This is a genomic window from Caballeronia sp. GAWG2-1, assembly GCF_023631405.1.
GTDB lineage: Bacteria > Pseudomonadota > Gammaproteobacteria > Burkholderiales > Burkholderiaceae > Caballeronia.
On the sequence record NZ_JALQDD010000023.1, the window covers coordinates 149,029 to 168,293 of the forward strand.

Here is a 19,265-nt window from a genome sequence, read left to right on the forward strand (position 1 = left end):
AATGAGCCTTGCCGTGCGCTTCGAGGGGATCGAAAAACAGTTCGGGCCGGTGCGCGTGCTGCACGGCGTGAGCTTCGATCTGAAGCCGGGACGCATCCACGGCTTGCTTGGCGAAAACGGCGCGGGCAAGTCCACGCTCATGAAAATCCTCGCTGGCTACGAGCGCGCCAACGCAGGCGAGATGGTGATCGACGGAAGACGAGCCGACTTCAGAAGTTCGCGTGAAGCGGAACATGCCGGCATCGTGCTGATCCACCAGGAACTGAACCTCGCGGATCATCTCAGCATCACGCAGAACATGTTTCTCGGGCACGAGTTGCGGCGCGGCTTCTTTCTCGATGAACCGGCCATGCGCGATGCCGCCCGCGACGCGCTCACCGAAGTCGGCCTGCACAAGAACCCGGACACGCGCGTGCGCGACTTGATCGTCGCGGAAAAGCAGTTGGTCGAGATTGCCAAGGCGATGCTGCGCAATGCGCGCCTGCTCATCATGGACGAGCCCACCGCGACGCTCACGCCTTCCGAAACGCAGCGTCTTTTTGCGTTGATGGCACGGCTGAAGGAAGCGGGCGTGACCATCGTCTATATCTCGCACAAGCTCGACGAAGTGGAGCGCGTGACCGGCGAAGTGATCGTCATGCGCGATGGCCGCTTCGTCGCGCGCTCGCCGACCGATGAAATCACGCGTCATCAAATGGCGAACCTGATGGTCGGCCGCGAAGTCTCCGACATGTTCCCGGACAAGCCGCCGCTCGCCGCCGATGCGCCCGTCGCCTTCAAGGTCGATCAAGCGTCGGTGCCGGGCTGGGCGGAAGGCGTGAGCTTCTCGGTGCGCGCGGGCGAAGTGTTCGGCTTCGCGGGTCTCGTCGGCGCGGGACGCACGGAACTCTTCGAAGCGCTCGTGGGTTTGCGGCCGCTGAGCGCGGGAACCATCGCGATTGAAAATGGCACCGTGAAGCTCAAAAGCCCGCGCGACGCCATGCGTCACGGCATCACTTACTTGAGCGAAGACCGCAAGGGACGCGGCCTGCATGTCGACATGGCGTTGAAAGACAATCTCACGATGATGACGCTGGAACGCTACGCGCATCCGCTCGTCGACATGCACGCGGAACGCGTGGCGCTCGAAGTCGCCGTGAAGGACTTCGGCATACGCACGGGCAACGCGAAGAGCCGCGCGCGCATGCTCTCGGGCGGCAATCAGCAGAAGCTCGCGCTCGCCAAGTTCCTGCATCCCGATCCGCGCGTGATCGTGCTCGACGAACCGACGCGCGGCGTCGATGTCGGCGCCAAACGCGACATCTATTTCCTGATTCATCGCCTGGCCGCCGAAGGCCGCGCGGTGATCGTGATCTCTTCCGAGCTGATCGAACTCATCGGGCTTTGTCATCGCGTCGCGGTGATGCGCGCGGGCGAGCTCGTCGCGACGCTCGGCATGGAACTCCTGACCGAAGAGAGGTTGATCGCGCATGCGACCGGCACACACTGAAGACACCGCGCAGGAAAGCCGCCTCGCCGCCTACTCACGCATACTGTTCGGCGTCGGGCCGCTGATCGGGCTGATCGCGCTTTGCGTCGGCGGAACCATGCTCAACGGCGACTTCGCCACTTTCGACAACGCCATGAACGTGCTCACGCGCACATCGTTCATCGGCATCATCGCGGTGGGGATGACCTTCGTCATCATCTCGGGCGGGATCGACCTGTCGGTCGGGTCAATGGCCGCGCTCATCGCGGGCAGCATGATCTACATGATGAACGGGCTGCTGCAGGGCGTGCGCGGACATGCCGTGCCGCCGCTCGCGATTCTCGCGCTCGGCATCGTGCTGGCGCTCGTGCTCGGTGCGTTGTTCGGGCTCGCGCATGGCTTGCTCGTGACCAAGGGGCGCATCGAGCCGTTCATCGTCACGCTGGGAACGCTCGGCGTGTTTCGCGCGCTTCTGACATGGCTCGCGGATGGCGGCGCGCTCACGCTCGACAATTCGCTCGTCGATCTCTACGGCCCGGTCTATTACGCGAGTCTCTTCGGCGTGCCCGTGCCGATCTGGGTGTTCCTGATCGTCGCGGCGGGCGGCGCTATCGTGCTCAATCGCACGGTGTTCGGGCGTCACGTGCAGGCTATCGGTTCGAACGAACAGGTTGCGCGTTATGCGGCCATTCGCGTGGATCAGGTGAAGATCGCGACCTACGTGCTGCTTGGACTGTGCGTCGCGGTCGCGACCGTGCTCTACGTGCCGCGGCTCGGTTCGGCCACGCCGACCACCGGCCTCTTGTGGGAGCTCGAAGCCATCGCGGCCGTGGTGGTGGGCGGCACCGCGCTCAGAGGCGGCGAAGGGCGCGTGATCGGCACGGTCATCGGCGCGATTCTGCTTTCGGTCATCAACAACATCTTGAACCTGACGAGCATCATCAGCGTGTATCTGAATGCGGCGGTGCAGGGCGCCGTGATCATTTTCGTGGCCTTCCTGCAGCGTGGACGTCGATAGAAGTATCTAAAACACAGGAGACATCGTCATGAAACTCGTGCTTCGCGCGCTCGCCGCGCTTACCTTGACGGCGAGCGCGTTCGCCGTTTCCACGTCCGTATCCGCCGCCGATAAAGTCGTGCTCGGCGTCGCCATTCCGACCGCGACGCACGGCTTCACGGGCGGTATCGTCTGGTGGGCCAACGAAGCGAAGAAGGAACTGGAGAAGGCGCATCCCGACCTCAAAGTGATCGTGAAGACGGCGGCCGGCGCGCCCGAACAGGCCAACCAGTTGCAGGATCTCGTGACGGTCAACAAGATCAATGCGCTCGTGATTTTCCCGTTCGAATCGGCGTCGCTCACGCAGCCAGTCGCGCAGGTGAAGAAGAAAGGCGTGTACGTGACGGTCGTGGATCGCGGCTTGACCGACACCAGCGCGCAGGACGCGTACGTCGCCGGCGACAACACTGCGTTCGGCAAGCTGCCCGCCGAATATCTCGCGAAGACGCTGGACAACAAGGGCGATATCGTCGCGTTGCGCGGCATTCCGACGACCCTCGACAATGAACGCTGGGCCGCGTTCGAAGGCGTGATCAAGCAGCATCCGGACATGAAGATTCTCGATGCGAAATACGCCAATTGGAATCGCGACGACGCCTTCAAGACCATGCAGGACTATCTCACGCGCTTCAAGCACATCGACGCCGTGTGGGCCGCCGACGACGACATGATGATCGGCGTACTGAAGGCGATCGAGCAGGCAAAGCGCACCGATATCAAGGAAGTGTTCGGCGGCGCGGGATCGAAGGAAGCGGTCAAGCGCATCATGGATGGCGACAAGCTCGTAAAGGCCGACGTCTCGTACTCGCCGAAGTTCATCTACGACGCGATCAAGCTCACCGCCGAAGCGCGCTTGAAGGGCGACAAGCTGCCGCCGACCACGATCATTCCCTCGGTGCTCATCACGAAGGAGAACGCCAAGCAGTTCTATTACCCGAACTCGCCGTTCTGAGTGGCGGGCCGGTTTCGACCGGCCCTTCGCGTTGTTCAAATATCGAGGCGAAAGATGAAGACCATCAAGGGCCCCGCGATCTTTCTCGCGCAATTCATGGGCGACGACGTGCCGTTCGACTCGCTCGCGCATCTCGCGTCGTGGGCGAAAGGACTCGGCTACGCGGGCATTCAGGTGCCGGCGGATCCGCGTCTGATCGATCTGGAGAAGGCCGCATCCAGCGATGCCTATTGCGACGACATTCGCCGCACCGTCGAGGATGCGGGCGTCGCGATCACCGAATTGTCTACGCATCTGCAAGGGCAACTGGTCGCGGTGCATCCGGCCTACGACACCTTGTTCGATGGCTTCGCCGCGCCCCATGTGCGAGGCGATCCGGCCGCGCGCACCGAATGGGCGATCGGGCAATTGAAGTACGCGGCGGCGGCATCGAAACGGCTCGGGCTCGCTGCGCATGTGACCTTTTCGGGCGCGCTCGCGTGGCCGTATTTCTATCCGTGGCCGCAGCGTCCGGCGGGTCTCGTCGAAGCCGCATTCGAGGAACTTGCCGCGCGCTGGCGACCGATCCTCGATGAGTTCGAGCACGCGGGCGTCGACGTGTGTTACGAACTGCACCCCGGCGAAGACCTGCACGATGGCGTGACCTTCGAGCGCTTTCTCGCGGCGGTGGATGACCATCCGTGCGCGAATATCCTGTTCGATCCGAGTCACTTCGTTTTGCAGCAACTCGATTATCTGGCGTTCATCGACATCTATCACGCGCGCATCAAGGCGTTTCATGTGAAGGACGCGGAGTTCCGGCCGAATGGCCGCCAAGGCGTGTACGGCGGATATTCGGGATGGGTCGAGCGCGCCGGGCGCTTTCGCTCGTTAGGCGACGGGCAGATCGACTTCAAGGCGATCTTCTCGAAGATGGCGCAATACGATTTCCCAGGCTGGGCCGTGCTTGAATGGGAATGCGCGTTGAAGCATCCGGAAGACGGCGCGCGCGAAGGCGCGGTGTTTATCCGCGATCACATCATCCGCGTGGCCGAACGCGCCTTCGACGACTTCGCGGGCAGCGGCGCGAATCGCGAGCAGTTGCGCGGCGTGCTCGGCATGGGAGAAACGCGATGAAGCGCGTGCGGCTGGGCATGGTAGGCGGCGGCGAGGGCGCGTTCATCGGCGCGGTGCACCGGATCGCGGCGCGGCTCGACGACCGTTATGAGTTGGTGGCGGGCGCGTTGTCATCGGACCCGCAGCGCGCGGCGGCGAGCGCATCGGCAATCGGTTTGCCGCGCAGCTATGGCGATTATCGCGAAATGGCGCGAGTCGAGGCGGGGCGTTCGGACGGCGTGGAAGCGGTGGCTATCGTCACGCCGAATCATCTGCATGCGCCCATTGCCACGGCGTTTCTCGAAGCCGGCATCCACGTGATCTGCGACAAGCCGCTCGCGGTATCGCTGGCCGAAGGCGAGGCGCTGCAAAAGCTCGCGCGCGACAAGGGGCTGGTGTTCGCGGTGACATACACGTACACGGGCTATCCGCTCGTGCGGCATGCGCGCGGCATGGTGCGGCAGGGATTGCTCGGCGATATCCGCGTGGTGCAGGTCGAATATGCGCAGGACTGGCTTTCGTTGCCGGTGGAAACGCAGGCGAACCGTCAGGCCGTGTGGCGCACCGATCCCGCGCTCGCGGGGCCGGCGGGATGCCTCGGCGATATCGGCACGCACGCGTATCAGCTTGCCGACTACGTGACGGGGATGCGGCCGTCGGAGTTGGCGGCGGAAGTGACGACGTTCGTGGCGGGGCGGCGTATCGACGATCACGTGCAAGCGATGCTGCGCTACGCGAACGGCGCGCGCGGCATATTGTGGGCGAGCCAGGTCGCGGCGGGCGAAGAGAACGCGTTGCGCCTGCGCGTTTATGGCACGAAGGCCGGTTTGATGTTCGATCAGCAGGAGCCGAACGAATTGTGGTTCACGCCGGTGGGCGGCGCGTCGCAGCGAATCACGCGCGGACGCGTGCAAAGCGCCGAGGCGCTGCACGCGACGCGGGTTCCGGCGGGGCATCCGGAAGGGTATCTAGAGGCGTTCGCGCAGCTTTATACGGATGCGGCGGCGTGTATCGCTAGCGGGACGACGCAGGGGGATGACTGGTTGACCACGGTCGACGATGGCGTCGCGGGGTTGAGGTTCGTGGAGGCGGTGTTGAGGAGTAGTGGGAGGGATGGGGCTTGGGTGGGGGTCGATTGAATCCGTTGCGAAAAAAAAAAGCGGCTCCAAAAGAGCCGCCCCGCTTCAACTCAAACCAGCACCCTCAAGCCCAGTTAGCGTGAAAGCTGCCCGGCTTATCCGTGCGCTCGAACGTATGCGCACCGAAAAAGTCCCGCTGCGCCTGCACGAGATTCGCCGGCAGTGTTTCCGACCGGTAGCTGTCGAAGTACGCCACCGCCGATGAAAACGCCGGCACCGGCACGCCCGCCTTCACCGCCGCCACGACGACATCGCGCAATGCGTCCTGGTACTTCGCGGCGATATCGCTGAAATACGGATCGAGCAGCAAATTGGCTAGCCCCGCGTCCTTCTCATATGCGTCCGTGATCTTTTGCAGGAAGCGCGCGCGGATAATGCAACCCGCCCGGAAAATCTTGGCGATGGTGCCGTACTGCAAGTTCCAGTCGTATTCGTCCGATGCCGCGCGCAACTGCGCAAAGCCCTGCGCGTAGGAAACGATCTTGCTCAGATACAGCGCGCGCCGCACCGATTCGATAAATGCCTCGCGGTCGCCGTCGAACTTCGGCGACGGACCGGTGAGGACCTTGCTCGCCTTCACGCGCTGATCCTTCAGCGACGACAAAACACGCGCGAACACCGCTTCGGTAATCAGCGGCAACGGTGCGCCGAGATCGAGCGCGTTCTGGCTCGTCCACTTGCCCGTGCCTTTCTGCGCCGCGCGATCCAGAATGACATCGACGAGATCCTTGCCGGTTTCGTCGTCTTTCTTCGAGAAAATCTTCGACGTGATTTCGATCAGATAGCTGTCCAGCTCGCCCTGATTCCACTCGACATACACTTTGCCGAGTTCTTCGTTCGACAGACCCGCCACGCGCTTCAGCACGTCGTAGCTTTCGGCGATCAATTGCATATCGCCATACTCGATGCCGTTGTGCACCATCTTCACGAAGTGACCCGCGCCGTCCGGGCCCATGTACGCGACGCACGGTTCGCCGTCCGGCGCCTTCGCGGCGATCTCGGTGAGGATCGGTGCGACGAGTTCGTAGGCTTCTTTCTGACCGCCCGGCATGATCGACGGGCCCTTGAGCGCGCCTTCCTCACCGCCCGACACGCCCGTGCCGATGAAATGCAGCCCCGACTTCGCGAGGTCCTGATTGCGGCGAATGGTATCGGTGAAATGCGTATTGCCGCCGTCGATGAGAATGTCGCCCTTGTCCAGCAGCGGACGCAGCGCGTCGATGGTGGCATCCGTGCCGGCACCGGCCTTGACCATCAACAGAATGCGGCGCGGAGTTTCGAGCGACTGGACGAACTCTTCGAGCGTGTACGCGGGCACGAGCTTCTTGTCGGGATGTTCGGCAATCAGTTCATCGGTTTTTTCGCGGCTGCGGTTGTAGACCGAAACGGCGTGGCCGCGGCTCTCGATATTCAAGGCCAGGTTGCGGCCCATGACGGCGAGGCCCACTACGCCGATAGCTTGCTTGCTCATTGCTTGATCTCCGGATGGCCGAAGCCCGCGGCTCGTGGCGCAGGCTTCGGGGATGAAACGTATCGATAAATGCGGCGTTCGCAGGATGAAGAGATCGTCTTCACGCGCGGATCGCGCCGGGGCCGGCTGAAGGCCCGGTGCGACGCGCTGCGGCGCGGCCGGAATTCTACCGGCGGCGCGGCCGCTGACGCGAACGCAGACCGACCCGAATTTACCACTTTGAGCGCCATCCGGCAGGGAAAGCGCGCTCTCGGCAGGGCGTTCGGGCAGCGCACGCGGCGCCGTCATAGAATGACCAGCCCAACCAGCACGCGCGAGGCAATTCATTCATGGCGCAGGCCCGGCGCGCGCGAGCGCATCATTATTCGGTCTACGTCGTCGAACTGGCGGACGCAGTCTGGAACGAGGCGCGCTTTCGTCGTGCGAATCCGGATTACGTGTTGGGCAAGCCGTTCGTCTATGTCGGCATGACGGGAATCGATCCCGACGTGCGCTTCGACAAGCACAAGGCGGGCATTCAGTCGAACCGCTTCGTGCGCGATTTCGGCTTGCGGCTCTTGCCGCATCTGTATGAGATGTACAACCCGATGCCCTACGAGGGCGCGCGCGATATGGAAGTGGAACTGGCAATCGGCTTGCGCGAAGCGGGTCATGGCGTCTGGCAGGCGTGAAGAACGATCACGAACACGAGCACCATCAACGACACGGAGCGTGACATGCGGATTCTGGTAGTGGGCGCGGGCGCCATCGGCGGATACTTCGGCGCGCGGTTACTCGAAGCAGGCAGGGACGTGACCTTTCTGGTGCGCGAACGCCGCGCGCAGAAGCTGCACGAGAGTGGCCTCGTGGTGAAAAGTCCGGCCGGCGATCTCCATTTCGACGCGCCGCCGCTCGTGCTGGCAAAGGACATCGATAAGCCGTTCGATCTCGTTATCCTGAGCTGCAAGGCTTATGACCTGGCCAACGCCATCGATTCGTTCGTGCCCGCGGTCGGACCGGACACCGCCATCCTGCCGCTTCTGAACGGCATGGGCCATCTCGACGTGCTCGATGCGCGCTTCGGCACGGCAAAAGTGCTCGGCGGGCAGTGCGTGATAGGCGCGACGCTCGGCGCTGAAGGCGAAGTGCTCCATCTGAACGACATGCAGTCGATGACCATCGGCGAGCGCGCGGGCGGGCGTTCGGCGCGCATCGACACAATCGCCGCGCAATTGAGCGACGCGCGGTTCGATCTGCAGGTGAGCGAGGACATTCTGCAGGCGATGTGGGAGAAGTGGGTCTTCCTGGCGACGCTCGCCACGGGAACGTGCCTGATGCGCGCGCCCGTTGGCGACATCGTGAGCGCGCCGGGTGGCGATGATGTGTTGCGTCGTCTCTTCGACGAATGCAGCGGGATCGCGGCCGATAACGGTCATTCGCCGGGCGAGGCGCTCGTCACGCGTGCACGCGGTTACTTCACGGACCGCGGTTCGCTGATGACGGCGTCGATGCTGCGCGATCTGGAAAACGGCGCGCGGATCGAAGCGGATCATATCGTCGGCGACTTGCTGGCGCGGCGCAAGACGCCGGTGGATGGCGCTTCCGTGCTGGCAATCGCGTTTGCGAATCTGAAGGCTTACGAAGCGCGGCGGGCGCGGCTGGCTGGCTGAGGACGGCGATGCGCCGCGTTCGCCTTCGCCTTCGCAGCGGCGAACCGCCATGCGTACCGCATCGCTTTCAATCAACCCACAACGATAAACACCTCTTCTGGCGCACATCGGGACGCTGTACCCTTTCGGCTTTCCCGATGAACGTTCACGCCCGCGCCTCATGTCATCCGATCCCGCTCTCACCGGCCGCACCGCCGCGCCGCCCACCGTCTCGCAGATCTTCACCGGCTTTCTCACACTCGGCCTCACCGCGTTCGGCGGCGCGTTGCCGCTCGCGCGGCGCGAGATCGTCGAGCGCCGTAAATGGCTGACTGCCGACGAGTTCACCGATCTGCTCGGCCTCTGCCAGTTCCTGCCGGGCGGCAACGTGATCAACCTGTCGGTGGCTATCGGCATGCGCTTTCGTGGCCTGGCCGGCGCGTTCGCGGGCCTGCTCGGGCTGATCGGCGGGCCGTCGCTGATCGTGATCGCGCTGGGCGTGATCTATCAGCGCACGCATCAGGACCCTCGTATCGCGCATCTGTTCGCGGGGCTTGCGGCGGCGGCGGCCGGGCTGCTGATCGCGATGGCGATCAAGATCATGTGGCCGCTGCGCAAGAAGCCCGAGGCGGCAGTCATCGCGCTCGTCATGCTCGCGGCCATCGCGTTCCTGCGCACGCCCTTGCTTCCGTCGATGCTCGTGCTCACGCCGATCTCGGTCCTCATTGCGTGGAAGGTGCGCCGATGATCGCGAATCTGCTTTCGCTCGCCGCCATCTTCAGCCAGCTCTCGCTGCTCGCATTCGGCGGCGGCAACACCATTCTTCCCGAGATGCAGCGGCAGGTCGTGCAAGTACACGACTGGATGACGAAGGCCGACTTTTCCGCGCTCTTTGCACTGGCGCAGGCGGCGCCCGGGCCGAACATGATGGTCGTCACGCTGATCGGCTGGCATGTCGCGGGCTGGCCGGGCGTGCTGGTCACGTCGATCGCGAAGTTCGGGCCGTCATCGCTCGTGACGATTGCCGCGCTGCACGCGTGGGAGCGGTTCAAGGACCGACCGTGGCGGCGCTATGTGCAACTCGGTCTCGTGCCGATCACGGCGGGCCTCGTGGCGGCGAGCGCGCTGCTGATCGCCGAGGCATCCGATCAGACGTGGATGCTGGTCGCGATCACCGCTGTCGTGGCGGTCGTGTCGTACAAGACGAAACTGCATCCGCTGTGGTTGCTGGCGGGCGGAGCGCTGATCGGGCTGACGGGGATCGGGCAGTGAACGGGCAGTAAGCGCGGTCCGCAAAGGCCGGCTCAAGCATGCGGGCGCACTTTCTGCTGAAATCGAACCGGACAAGACAGCCAGGACGAAGCCATGACCATGACCACCGAATACGCGAAAACCGCGCCCGAGCGCGCTGAACTCGATGCATCGACGGCGCCCGTCGTCATCGAATTCGGCACCGACTGGTGCGGCTTCTGCCGCGCCGCGCAGCCGCTGATCGCACAGGCGTTCCAGGAACATCGCGATATCCGTCACATGAAGATCGAGGACGGCAGCGGCCGACCGCTCGGCCGCTCGTTTCGCGTCAAGCTGTGGCCGACGCTCATTTTCATGACAGGCGGCAAGGAAGTCGCGCGGCTGGTCCGTCCCGGCGACGCGTCCGAAATACGCGATGCGCTGGCGCTGATCGACGATCCTTTGGAGCAGTAGCCGCTTCCCGGCTAGGGGTTAAAGCTGATACGATCTCGGCCATGCAAACTTGTATGATGACCCGATGACCGTACAAGAGCCGTCCATCCGTATGTTCGAAAAGATCCCGTCCCGCGCCCTGAGCGATACGGTCGCGCAGCAATTGCAAAAGCTGATCGAGAAGGGCAGTTTCACCGCCACCGGCAAGCTGCCGACCGAAGCCGTGCTCGCGCAGGAGTTCGGCGTGAGCCGCACGGTGATTCGCGAGGCCATTTCGCGGCTGAAAAACGAAGGCATGGTCGAACCTCGGCAAGGCAGTGGCGTCTTCATCGTCGAGCGCGCGGGCATTCGGCCGTTGCGGATCGACTACGCGCAGGCCGTCGAGCCGGGCTCCGTGCTGCATATCCTCGCGCTGCGCCGGGCGATCGAAGCCGAAGTCGCGTCCGAAGCCGCGATGCGCCGCACCGACGAGCAAATGGCCGCTATCGACGCCGCGCTCGTTCGTATCGATGAAGCCGTGCGCGCCGGCCAGAACGGCGTGGCGGAAGACGTGGCGTTCCATCGCGAGATCGCGACCGCCACGGGCAATCCCTATTTCCTCAAGACGCTCGCTTTTCTGAGCCAGTACCTCGAAGCCGGAACCATCGTCACGCGCGGCAACGAAGCGCTGCGCGAAGACTTTTCGCGACAAGTGCGCGAGGAACACGCCGCCATCGCCGAAGCCATTCGCGCCGGCGACCCCATGGCCGCGCGCAACGCCGCTCAGACACATCTCTACAACGCCGCGCGCCGACTGGCGGAAGCGGGCCTTTGCTAACCGCTTCATCGAAAATCAAGAGAACGCTATGTCAAGAAACGTGGGAGTCATCGGGCTGGGCGCAATGGGTCTGGGCGTCGCGCGCTCGCTATTGCGCGCGGGCTTCGCCGTGCATGCATGCGATGTCCGCCAGCAAGCGCTCGATTCGTTCGCGGCCGAAGGCGGCATTGCATGCGCGTCGCCGGCCGAAATGGGCGGCAAGTGTGAGGTCGTCGTCACGCTGGTCGTGAACGCCGCGCAAACCGAAGCGGTTCTATTCGGCGATAACGGCGCGGTCCCGGCGATGAAACCGGGCAGCGTCGTGCTCGCCTGCGCGACGGTCGCGCCGGGTTTCGCGGTGGAGCTCGGCAAGCGCGTCGCGGCAACCGGCGTGCTGATGCTGGACTCGCCGGTATCGGGCGGCGCCGCCAAGGCGGCATCCGGCGAAATGACGATGATGACCTCCGGCCCCGCCGATGCCTACGCCGCCTGCGAAGACGTGCTCGATGCCATCGCGGGCAAGGTGTATCGGCTGTCGGAGGAGCACGGCGCGGGCTCGAAGGTAAAGATCATCAACCAGTTGCTGGCGGGCGTGCATATCGCCGCCGCCGCCGAAGCCATGGCGCTCGGCCTGCGCGAAGGCGTGGACCCGGACGCGCTCTACGACGTCATCACGCACAGCGCGGGCAATTCGTGGATGTTCGAGAACCGCGTGCCGCACATTCTCTCGGGCGACTACACGCCGCTATCCGCCGTCGATATCTTCGTGAAGGACCTGGGCCTCGTACTCGATACGGCCCGCACGTCGAAGTTTCCGCTGCCGCTTTCGGCGGCCGCGCATCAGATGTTCATGATGGCCTCGACTGCCGGACACGGCGGCGAGGACGATTCCGCAGTCATCAAAATTTTTCCGGGCATCGAAGTCCCGAAGGGAGCGAAATAATGGCGCAGGCCTTGCTTGGCTGCATCGCAGACGATTTCACCGGCGCGACCGATCTCGCCAACATGCTCGTGCGCGGCGGCATGCGCACGGTGCAAAGCATCGGCGTTCCGGCAGCCGGGACGAAGATCGAAGCCGACGCGTTGATCGTCGCGCTGAAATCGCGCACGATTCCCGCCGAGGACGCCGTGCGTCAGTCGCTCGAAGCGCTCGAATGGCTGCGCGCGCAAGGCTGCCGCCAGTTCATCTTCAAGTATTGCTCGACCTTCGATTCCACCGACAAGGGCAATATCGGCCCGGTCGCGGACGCCTTGCTCGAAGCGCTGAACGACGACTTCACCATTGCCTGCCCCGCGTTTCCAGAGAACGGCCGCACGATCTTTCGCGGCAACCTCTTCGTCGGCGACGTGCTGCTGAATGAATCGGGCATGGAGAACCATCCGCTCACGCCAATGACCGATCCCAACCTCGTGCGCGTGCTGCAACGGCAAACGAAGTCGAAGGTCGGCCTGATTCGCTACGACACGGTCATGAAGGGCGCGGATGCGGTACGCGCGCGCATCGCCGAACTGAAGAAGGATGGCGTGCGCCTGGCTATCGCGGATGCCATTTCCGACGCCGATCTCTTCGTACTCGGCGACGCCCTCGGCGACCTCAAACTCATCACGGGCGGCTCGGGTATCGCGCTTGGACTGCCGGAAAATTATCGCGCGGCGAATCTGCTTGCTCATGCGGAAGATGCGGGCGAGCTGCCGAAGATCGAAGGCAGGTCGGTGGTGCTCGCGGGCAGCGCGTCGAAGGCCACGAATGCGCAGGTCGCGGAGTGGCGCGCGTCGAAGCCGAGTTTTCGCGTCGATCCGCTGGCGCTGTCGCGCGGCGAAGCGGTCGTCGATCAGGCGCTGGAATTCGCGCGCAGTCATGGCGATGAAACCGTGCTCATCTACGCAACGTCTTCGCCGGATGACGTAAAGGCCGTGCAGAAGGAACTGGGCGTGGAGAAGGCGGGACAGCTGGTTGAAGACGCGCTCGCCGCGATTGCGCGGCAACTGCGCGACGCAGGCGTGCGCAAGTTCGTGGTCGCGGGCGGCGAGACATCGGGCGCGGTCGTGCAGGCGCTCGACGTGCGTTCGTTGCGTATCGGGCCGCAGATCGATCCGGGCGTGCCCGCGACGCAATCCATCGGCGCCAATGCAGACGATGCGCCGCTCGCGCTTGCGCTCAAGTCGGGCAACTTCGGCACGACGGATTTCTTTGCGAAGGCCTTGAAGGCGCTGGACGGGGTGGCGTGATGTCATCGAACGAAAACCGTATCCGCGAGGAAATCTGCGTGACGGGCGCGAGCCTGTACGAACGTCGCTATACCGTGGGCAGCGCGGGCAATATCAGCGCGCGTCTCGACGATGGCTGGCTCATCACGCCGACCGACGCGTGCCTCGGCCGGCTCGATCCGGCGGATATCGCGAAGGTGGATCTGGAAGGCAAGCATGTGTCGGGCGGACGTCCATCCAAGACGCTGGCGCTGCATCGGCGCATCTACGAGAACAATGCGGATGCGCACGGCGTCGTGCATACGCATTCGACGCATCTCGTCGCGCTGACGCTCGCGGGCGTCTGGAAAAACGAGGACGTGTTGCCGCCGATCACGCCGTACTACGTCATGAAAGTCGGCCATGTGCCGCTGATTCGCTATCGACGTCCGGGCGATCCGGCCGTGGCGGAAGAAGTGGCGGCGCTGGCATCGACGGTGCGCGCGGTCTTGCTTGAGCGGCTCGGACCGGTGGTGTGGGAAAAGTCGGTGGCGCATGCGTCGTATGCGCTAGAGGAACTGGAGGAGACGGCGCAGCTTTACTTATCGACGATGCCGAGGCCTGCGCCGTTGCCCGACAGCGCGCTCGAGGATTTGCGCACGACGTTCGGTGCGCGTTGGTGAGAGCCGTGCGAGGTTGCGAAGGCCGCGCGCGGTAACGACGCCGCAGCGGCACTCGGCTACCGCAACCAAGAGCAATTAACGCGCTGACTTTAGTGGTCAAGACCCGGAATCGAACGCATTGAAAAGGAGACAACCGCAATGCCCCGCTTTGCAGCCAACCTCACGATGATGTACCCGGAACACGAGTTCCTCGACCGCTTCGGCGCAGCCGCGAAAGACGGTTTCAAGGCGGTCGAATTCCTGTTTCCCTATGACTTCTCGGCATCGGACATCAAAACCCGATTGCAGGACAACAACCTCACGCAAGCGCTTTTCAACGCGCCGCCGGGCGACTGGGCCGCAGGCGAACGCGGCATCGCGTCCTTGCCGGGCCGCGAGGACGAATTCAAGAAGAGCGTGGACAAGGCGCTCGAATACACCGCCGCGCTCGGCAACAAGAAACTGCACTTCATGGCGGGACTCATCAAGCCCGGCGATTCGCGCGAGGAGCGCAAGTCGATCTACCTGAAGAATCTCGCGTATGCGGCGAAGCAGGCGGAATCGGCGAACGTGGATGTCGTGATCGAGCCGATCAACACGCGCGACATTCCCGGCTTCTTCCTCAATCGTCAGGACGAAGCACAGGCTATCTGCGATGAAATCGGCGCGCCGAATCTGCAAGTGCAATTCGACATCTATCACTGTCAGATCGTGGAAGGCGATATCGCGGTCAAACTCAAGCGCGACATGAAACGCGAAAACGCGGGCATCGGCCATATTCAGATTGCGGGCGTGCCGGATCGACACGAGCCGGATCTGGGCGAACTCAACTACCCGCATCTGTTCGATCTCATCGATTCGCTGGGCTACGAAGGCTACATTGGCTGCGAGTATCGCCCGAAAGCGGGCACGTCCGCGGGCCTCGGCTGGCTCAAGCCTTACCTATAAAAAAGGAGACGACATGAAGGTTCTGATCACGGGAGGCGCAGGCTTCCTCGGGCAAAAGCTCGCCAAACGTCTGCTGGAAAAAGGCGAACTCGACGGCAAGCCTGTCACCGAGCTCGTACTGCTCGATGTCGCGCGCCCGAGCGATGCCGCGCTTCTCGACGACAACCGCGTCAAAGCCGAAACCGGCGACATCTCGGACAAGGCCACGCTCGAGCGCTACATCGATACGAAGACGGAAGCCATCTTTCATCTCGCGGCCATCGTGAGCGGCCAGGCGGAAGCCGACTTCGACCTCGGCATGAAGATCAATCTCGATGCCTCGCGCGCGCTGCTCGAAGTGTGCCGCGCGCGGGGCCACGTGCCGCGCGTCGTGTTCACGAGTTCGGTCGCGGTGTATGGCGGAACGCTGCCGGAAGTCGTGCAGGACGACACCGCGCTCAACCCGCAATCGTCGTATGGAACGCAAAAGGCCATCGCGGAATTGCTGCTGTCCGATTTCTCACGGCGCGGTTTCGTCGATGGCCGCGTGCTGCGCCTGCCGACCATCAGCGTGCGGCCGGGCAAGCCGAACGCGGCGGCGTCGTCGTTTGCGAGCGGCATCATCCGCGAGCCGCTCAATGGCGAGCGCTCGGTATGTCCCGTCGATGGCGACACGCGCGTCTGGCTGCTCTCGCCGAAAAGCGCGGTGGACGCGCTCATCGCCGGATGCGAGATCGAGCGCGCGAAGCTGGGTCTTCGGCCGGTGATCAATCTGCCGGGGCTTTCGGTGAGCGTGAACGAGATGGTCGCGGCGCTGCGTGAAGTCGCGGGCGATGAAGTCGTGGCGCGCATCGACTTCGAGCCGGAGCCGCGCATCGAAAAGATCGTGGGAAGCTGGCCGGGCGCGTGGAATCCAGCGCGTGCTGAAGAACTCGGGCTCACGGGCGACAAGTCTTTCGCCGATGTGATTCGCGCGTATATCGCCGATCAACGCGGTTAAATGAGGCAGGACGCCGTGTTTTCACGGCGTCCGCGCGAGCCAACCCGCAGCGCACCCGGCAACCGCCTCAAAGGTTGCACGATGCAAGCTTGTATCCCCTTTCCGCGCTACACTCCTCCCTTAAATGTGACGAACGCCGGTCCGGCGCCGCGTGCACCGCAGTGAACCACGAGCGGTAGCCTGCTCGTTTCTCATTCCAGCGCCGATCCGCGCTGCCGCCACGCGCAAAACCCGTCGTCTCGTCAGGCTGCCCCTTGCGCGGAGAATCCCATGTTGCTCCACCAGCTCGTCGATCGATTCGGCCCGTTGATCGTATTCGTCAATGTGATGGGCGCGGCGCTCGGGCTGCCCGTGCCCGCCATGCCAACGATGATCGTCGTCGGCGCGTCCATCGCGCTAATGGCGGTGAATGGCGCGGCGTTCTGGCCACCGCTTATCGGTGTTCTGTGCGTGGCGGTCGCGGGCGGAGTGATCGGCGATCTCGTCTGGTTCCAAGGCGGCCGCAAATACGGCGACCGCACGCTCAAGACCATCTGCAAGCTCTCGCTGTCGCGCGATACCTGCGTCAAGAAAACCGAGCGCTTCTTCGGCCGGTGGGGCGTGCGCATTCTGCTCGTGGCGAAGTTCATTCCCGGTTTGTCGCTCGTGTCCGTGCCGCTCGCGGGCGCCATGGGCGTGAAGCTGCGCAGCTTCATTACCTGGGACGGTCTTGGCATTGCGCTGTGGGGCACGGTTGGCCTTACGGTCGGCGTGCTGTTCGCGGCCGAACTGGAAATGGTCTTCGCCATGATTTCGCAGCTCGGCCGGCAGGCCATCATGGTCGTCGCGGTGCTGCTCGCGGTGTATGTGGCGTATCGCTGGTGGCGTCGCCGCGCGCTCATGGCGACGCTGGAAAAAGCGCGCATCAGCGTGGACACGCTTTACACGATGATGCGCGACGAACCCGTGCCGGTGATCTTCGATATCCGCTCGCCGGAAAAGCGCATGCTCGATCCGTTCACGATTCCCGGCTCCGTGTTCGCCGATGAACGCGAGTTGGCGAAGATCATTGAAAACTACGACAAGTCGCGCAAGATCGTCATCTACTGTTCGTGCCCGAATGAAGTATCCGCTGCGTGGATGGCGAAGACCATGCGCAACGCGGGCTTCAACGATGTCGTGCCGCTCACGGGCGGGCTCGATGCCTGGCGTCTCGCCGGCTTCGATGTCGCGAAGCTGACCGAGTTCGGCCAGATCGTCGCGGCCACGCCGGAAGAAGTCGCCGAGATGGCGGCAATGTGCCCGTGGCCCGTGAAACAGGCGCCGGGCGCATCGGCTGCGGCGTCTTCCGCGACGGCGGCATCCACGGGCTCCGCATCCTTGCATGAAGCTGGTTTTCCACACGGAGATCGCGCATGAGTACAACCCCGAACAACGAGCACGGCGCGGACATGCCCAATGTCGTGGCATGGAGCGCGCGAGTGCCGTCGTCGGAAGATCCGAACGTCGTTCCGTCGACGACCGTCGTCGAGCCTGCGGCAGCGGATGAAAACGCGCCATATTCGCCGCTGAATTCGCGCATGCATCAGATGTTCCCCATCCTCACGGCGAACGAGATCGAACGCATGAGCCGCTTCGGCAGCGCGGCGCGCTGGCGCAAGGGCGAGTGGCTCTTTCGCACGGGCGATCTCGGGCGCGGCATGGTGATCGTGCTGAGCGGTTCGGTGCGCGTGACGCGGCGCGATGCGCTCGACCGCGTGCATCTGGTTGTCGAGCATGGTCCGGGCAATTTTCTGGCGGAAGTGGCGCAGCTTTCGGGCAAGCCGTGTCTCGTCGATGGCATGGCCGCCGAGGATGTCGAAGGCGTGGTGATCCCGCCCGAGCGTCTGCGCGCGCTGCTCGTCGCGGAAGCGGAACTGGGCGAGCGCATCATGCGGGCGCTGATTCTGCGGCGCGTCGGCTTGATCGAAAAAGGCAGCGGACCGGTGCTGCTCGGCCAGTCCGACGATGGGCGTCTGGTTTCGCTGCAAGGTTTCTTGCGGCGCAACGGCCATCCGCACACGGTAATCGACGCGTGTACCGATCCCGATGCCATCGCGCTTCTCGAACGCATCTCGGCTTCGAAAGCCGACTTTCCGCTGGTGATCTGTCCGGACGGCACCGTATTGCGCGCGCCGACCGAGAACCAGGTGGCGACGCAACTCGGCTGGCTGCCGGAATTCGATCCGAGCCATGTCTACGATGTCGCGATCGTCGGCGCGGGACCGGCCGGGCTCGCCACGGCGGTGTATGCGGCGTCGGAGGGATTATCGGTTGCCGTGTTCGACTGTCGCGCGCCGGGCGGACAAGCGGGCGCGAGTTCGCGTATCGAAAACTATCTCGGTTTTCCGACCGGTATTTCAGGGCAAGCGCTTGCCGGACGCGCGTTCGTGCAGGCGCAGAAGTTCGGCGCGCATATCGCCATTCCCACGCGCATCAAGGCGCTGCATTGCGGTGCGACGCCCATTCGGATCGAACTCGAGAACGGCACGTGCGTGGCGACGCAGACGGTGGTGATTGCATCGGGCGCGGCATATCGGCGGCCGGCCATCGCCGGGCTCGAAAAGTACGAAGGGCATGGCACGTATTACTGGGCGTCGCCGGTCGAGGCCAAGTTGTGCAAGAACTCGGAAGTGGTGCTGGTCGGCGGCGGTAACTCGGCGGGACAGGCGGCCGTGTATCTCGCTTCGCACGCAAAGCACGTGGATGTGCTGATTCGCGGCGCGGGGCTCGCGGCCAGCATGTCGCATTATCTGGTCGAGCGCATTGCGTCCTTGCCGAACGTGACGGTGCGCACGCATACGGAGATTACCTCGCTCGAAGGCGACGATCGCATGTTGAGCGCCGTTGTCTGCAAGACGCCGGAGGGGCCGTTGCGGCTCGAATCGCGGCATCTGTTTCTCTTCACGGGCGCGGACCCGAACACGGACTGGCTGACCAATTGCAACGTCAACACGGACAAGAAGGGTTTCGTGCTGACCGGGCCGGAAGCGCACGAGGGCCGCACGCAAGGCGTGATGATGCTGGAGACGAGCGTGCAGGGCGTGTTCGCCATCGGCGATGTCCGCTCGAGTTCGACCAAGCGCGTGGCGGCCGCGGTCGGCGAGGGTGCGGCGGTCGTCGCGCAGATACACGGCTTGCTCGCCCGGCGACAGGCGGTGCCTGCACCGGTTGCTTGATAA

The 19,265-nt window shown here is 63.9% G+C and carries 19 protein-coding genes; 18 read left to right on the top strand and 1 reads right to left on the bottom strand.

Features of this window, described 5'->3' with window-relative positions; translation table 11 throughout:
• The first annotated feature begins 1 nt into the window (after position 1).
• From NCR98_RS14620 to NCR98_RS14640, 5 genes are read left to right on the top strand one after another with little or no spacing between them, the layout of a single operon-like run.
• A complete protein-coding gene (locus tag NCR98_RS14620) occupies positions 2-1,489 on the top strand; it encodes a sugar ABC transporter ATP-binding protein (RefSeq protein WP_250526518.1) in 1,488 nt (495 codons plus the stop codon).
• A complete protein-coding gene (locus NCR98_RS14625) occupies positions 1,470-2,486 on the top strand; it encodes an ABC transporter permease (RefSeq protein WP_244829072.1) in 1,017 nt (338 codons plus the stop codon). The genes NCR98_RS14620 and NCR98_RS14625 overlap by 20 nt, the downstream gene beginning before the upstream one ends.
• A gap of 28 nt (positions 2,487-2,514) precedes the next feature.
• Positions 2,515-3,477: a substrate-binding domain-containing protein gene (locus NCR98_RS14630; RefSeq protein WP_244829073.1), complete on the top strand. Its 963-nt coding sequence runs from the start codon at positions 2,515-2,517 to the stop codon at positions 3,475-3,477.
• A 54-nt stretch (positions 3,478-3,531) separates the two neighbouring features.
• Complete coding sequence (locus NCR98_RS14635) at positions 3,532-4,593, top strand: sugar phosphate isomerase/epimerase family protein (RefSeq protein ID WP_250526519.1); 1,062 nt, start codon at positions 3,532-3,534, stop codon at positions 4,591-4,593.
• Positions 4,590-5,711 (top strand): Gfo/Idh/MocA family protein, encoded by a 1,122-nt coding sequence (locus tag NCR98_RS14640; RefSeq protein WP_250526520.1) that lies wholly within the window; start codon positions 4,590-4,592, stop codon positions 5,709-5,711. Before NCR98_RS14635 ends, NCR98_RS14640 begins: the two co-directional genes overlap by 4 nt.
• 64 nt (positions 5,712-5,775) lie before the next feature.
• Here the strand turns inward: NCR98_RS14640 and gnd are convergent, their stop codons facing one another.
• Positions 5,776-7,182, bottom strand: a complete 1,407-nt coding sequence (gene gnd / locus NCR98_RS14645) for an NADP-dependent phosphogluconate dehydrogenase (protein WP_244829078.1) — start codon at positions 7,180-7,182, stop codon at positions 5,776-5,778.
• A 329-nt stretch (positions 7,183-7,511) separates the two neighbouring features.
• Between gnd and NCR98_RS14650 the strand changes: the two genes are divergently transcribed.
• The 13 genes from NCR98_RS14650 (at position 7,512) to NCR98_RS14710 (ending at position 19,262) form a co-directional block, all read left to right on the top strand.
• Positions 7,512-7,853, top strand: a complete 342-nt coding sequence (locus NCR98_RS14650) for a hypothetical protein (RefSeq protein ID WP_250466455.1) — start codon at positions 7,512-7,514, stop codon at positions 7,851-7,853.
• Between the two features lie 45 nt (positions 7,854-7,898).
• Positions 7,899-8,831, top strand: a complete 933-nt coding sequence (gene panE / locus NCR98_RS14655) for a 2-dehydropantoate 2-reductase (protein ID WP_250526521.1) — start codon at positions 7,899-7,901, stop codon at positions 8,829-8,831.
• A 160-nt stretch (positions 8,832-8,991) separates the two neighbouring features.
• On the top strand, positions 8,992-9,558 hold the full coding sequence (locus tag NCR98_RS14660) for a chromate transporter (protein ID WP_244829081.1): 567 nt from the start codon (positions 8,992-8,994) through the stop codon (positions 9,556-9,558).
• Entirely contained in the window at positions 9,555-10,082 is a 528-nt protein-coding gene (locus NCR98_RS14665) for a chromate transporter (RefSeq protein WP_250493072.1), read from the top strand. Before NCR98_RS14660 ends, NCR98_RS14665 begins: the two co-directional genes overlap by 4 nt.
• A gap of 93 nt (positions 10,083-10,175) precedes the next feature.
• Positions 10,176-10,514: a thioredoxin family protein gene (locus NCR98_RS14670; RefSeq protein WP_244829083.1), complete on the top strand. Its 339-nt coding sequence runs from the start codon at positions 10,176-10,178 to the stop codon at positions 10,512-10,514.
• 91 nt (positions 10,515-10,605) lie between these two features.
• Positions 10,606-11,310: a FadR/GntR family transcriptional regulator gene (locus NCR98_RS14675; RefSeq protein ID WP_244829740.1), complete on the top strand. Its 705-nt coding sequence runs from the start codon at positions 10,606-10,608 to the stop codon at positions 11,308-11,310.
• A gap of 28 nt (positions 11,311-11,338) precedes the next feature.
• Positions 11,339-12,232, top strand: coding sequence for an L-threonate dehydrogenase (gene ltnD, locus NCR98_RS14680; RefSeq protein WP_250493074.1), 894 nt, complete (start codon positions 11,339-11,341; stop codon positions 12,230-12,232).
• Positions 12,232-13,518, top strand: coding sequence for a 3-oxo-tetronate kinase (otnK, locus tag NCR98_RS14685; protein WP_250466459.1), 1,287 nt, complete (start codon positions 12,232-12,234; stop codon positions 13,516-13,518). The genes ltnD and otnK overlap by 1 nt, the downstream gene beginning before the upstream one ends.
• Positions 13,518-14,159 carry a 3-oxo-tetronate 4-phosphate decarboxylase gene (gene otnC / locus NCR98_RS14690; RefSeq protein ID WP_244829741.1) on the top strand — a complete coding sequence of 214 codons (642 nt, stop codon included), beginning with the start codon at positions 13,518-13,520 and terminating at the stop codon, positions 14,157-14,159. Before otnK ends, otnC begins: the two co-directional genes overlap by 1 nt.
• 138 nt (positions 14,160-14,297) lie before the next feature.
• A complete protein-coding gene (gene otnI, locus NCR98_RS14695; RefSeq protein ID WP_250526522.1) occupies positions 14,298-15,086 on the top strand; it encodes a 2-oxo-tetronate isomerase in 789 nt (262 codons plus the stop codon).
• 13 nt (positions 15,087-15,099) lie between these two features.
• Positions 15,100-16,065 (top strand): D-erythronate dehydrogenase, encoded by a 966-nt coding sequence (gene denD, locus NCR98_RS14700; RefSeq protein WP_250493077.1) that lies wholly within the window; start codon positions 15,100-15,102, stop codon positions 16,063-16,065.
• A 273-nt stretch (positions 16,066-16,338) separates the two neighbouring features.
• The gene (locus tag NCR98_RS14705; protein WP_370652223.1) at positions 16,339-17,463 is read left to right on the top strand and encodes a DedA family protein/thiosulfate sulfurtransferase GlpE; all 1,125 of its coding nucleotides are present in this window, start codon (positions 16,339-16,341) and stop codon (positions 17,461-17,463) included.
• Positions 17,460-19,262, top strand: a complete 1,803-nt coding sequence (locus NCR98_RS14710) for an FAD-dependent oxidoreductase (protein WP_250526523.1) — start codon at positions 17,460-17,462, stop codon at positions 19,260-19,262. Before NCR98_RS14705 ends, NCR98_RS14710 begins: the two co-directional genes overlap by 4 nt.
• Positions 19,263-19,265: the final 3 nt, after the last annotated feature.

What these genes read in the sequence shown, in the direction of transcription:
- NCR98_RS14630 (WP_244829073.1), top strand. Translation starts at nt 2,515, where the DNA reads ATGAAACTCGTGCTTCGCGCGCTCGCCGCGCTTACCTTGACGGCGAGC.
- NCR98_RS14640 (WP_250526520.1), top strand. Translation starts at nt 4,590, where the DNA reads ATGAAGCGCGTGCGGCTGGGCATGGTAGGCGGCGGCGAGGGCGCGTTC.
- NCR98_RS14620 (WP_250526518.1), top strand. Translation starts at nt 2, where the DNA reads ATGAGCCTTGCCGTGCGCTTCGAGGGGATCGAAAAACAGTTCGGGCCG.
- ltnD (WP_250493074.1), top strand. Translation starts at nt 11,339, where the DNA reads ATGTCAAGAAACGTGGGAGTCATCGGGCTGGGCGCAATGGGTCTGGGC.
- otnC (WP_244829741.1), top strand. Translation starts at nt 13,518, where the DNA reads ATGTCATCGAACGAAAACCGTATCCGCGAGGAAATCTGCGTGACGGGC.
- NCR98_RS14710 (WP_250526523.1), top strand. Translation starts at nt 17,460, where the DNA reads ATGAGTACAACCCCGAACAACGAGCACGGCGCGGACATGCCCAATGTC.
- NCR98_RS14675 (WP_244829740.1), top strand. Translation starts at nt 10,606, where the DNA reads ATGTTCGAAAAGATCCCGTCCCGCGCCCTGAGCGATACGGTCGCGCAG.
- NCR98_RS14670 (WP_244829083.1), top strand. Translation starts at nt 10,176, where the DNA reads ATGACCATGACCACCGAATACGCGAAAACCGCGCCCGAGCGCGCTGAA.
- gnd (WP_244829078.1), bottom strand. Translation starts at nt 7,182, where the DNA reads ATGAGCAAGCAAGCTATCGGCGTAGTGGGCCTCGCCGTCATGGGCCGC.
- NCR98_RS14650 (WP_250466455.1), top strand. Translation starts at nt 7,512, where the DNA reads ATGGCGCAGGCCCGGCGCGCGCGAGCGCATCATTATTCGGTCTACGTC.
- otnI (WP_250526522.1), top strand. Translation starts at nt 14,298, where the DNA reads ATGCCCCGCTTTGCAGCCAACCTCACGATGATGTACCCGGAACACGAG.
- panE (WP_250526521.1), top strand. Translation starts at nt 7,899, where the DNA reads ATGCGGATTCTGGTAGTGGGCGCGGGCGCCATCGGCGGATACTTCGGC.
- NCR98_RS14660 (WP_244829081.1), top strand. Translation starts at nt 8,992, where the DNA reads ATGTCATCCGATCCCGCTCTCACCGGCCGCACCGCCGCGCCGCCCACC.
- NCR98_RS14625 (WP_244829072.1), top strand. Translation starts at nt 1,470, where the DNA reads ATGCGACCGGCACACACTGAAGACACCGCGCAGGAAAGCCGCCTCGCC.
- otnK (WP_250466459.1), top strand. Translation starts at nt 12,232, where the DNA reads ATGGCGCAGGCCTTGCTTGGCTGCATCGCAGACGATTTCACCGGCGCG.
- denD (WP_250493077.1), top strand. Translation starts at nt 15,100, where the DNA reads ATGAAGGTTCTGATCACGGGAGGCGCAGGCTTCCTCGGGCAAAAGCTC.
- NCR98_RS14635 (WP_250526519.1), top strand. Translation starts at nt 3,532, where the DNA reads ATGAAGACCATCAAGGGCCCCGCGATCTTTCTCGCGCAATTCATGGGC.
- NCR98_RS14665 (WP_250493072.1), top strand. Translation starts at nt 9,555, where the DNA reads ATGATCGCGAATCTGCTTTCGCTCGCCGCCATCTTCAGCCAGCTCTCG.